Consider the following 553-nt stretch of genomic DNA (forward strand, 5'->3'; position numbering starts at 1 on the left):
AACAGACATGATCACCTGAAAAGGCGACAGCCCAGAGGCAGCAAACCCCTGGGCTGTCCTTACGGATCTCCCGTATCCATCGTCGGTCCTGAGACCGATCGTGCGCTCCCTGCCAGGGGAGGCGCGACTCCCATGGTGCCCGTCAACTCGCCGGCCGTCAGGCCTGAGTGGGTGGCATCGGCCTCACAGGATCGGCATGAGCCCCGAAGGGCCACTCATGCATCCCGATCTGCTACCCCCCGTCTCCCTTGCGCATCGGCTGGGCCTGCGCCGGGCCGCGCTGTACTACGCCGGCCTGGGCTGGCCGGTGGTCCCCGTCGCCCCGCCCGACGCTGTGGTGGGCCGGCCGGGCAAGCAGCCCCTGGTCCGGGACTGGCCGGCCGCGGCCAGCACCAGCCCCGGGCGGATCCAGGCCTGGTGGCGCCAGTGGCCGGACGCGAACATTGGCATTGTCACCGGGCCCCGTTCGGGTTTGGGAATTCTTGACCTGGACGTCGATAAAGGCGGGACGGCGTCGCTGGCCGCGGTGGAGTCCCGGGTGGGCTGCCTGCCC

At 70.2% G+C, this 553-nt stretch carries 1 protein-coding gene; it reads left to right on the forward strand.

Going from position 1 to position 553, the window contains the following annotated elements:
- Positions 1–196: 196 nt before the first annotated feature.
- The coding region (locus G6R24_RS21305; protein WP_225438903.1) for a bifunctional DNA primase/polymerase at positions 197–553 on the forward strand (357 nt) is incomplete at its 3' end.

The sequence above is a fragment of the Candidatus Frankia nodulisporulans genome, assembly GCF_902806475.1.
In the GTDB taxonomy this organism is placed as follows: domain Bacteria; phylum Actinomycetota; class Actinomycetes; order Frankiales; family Frankiaceae; genus Frankia; species Frankia umida.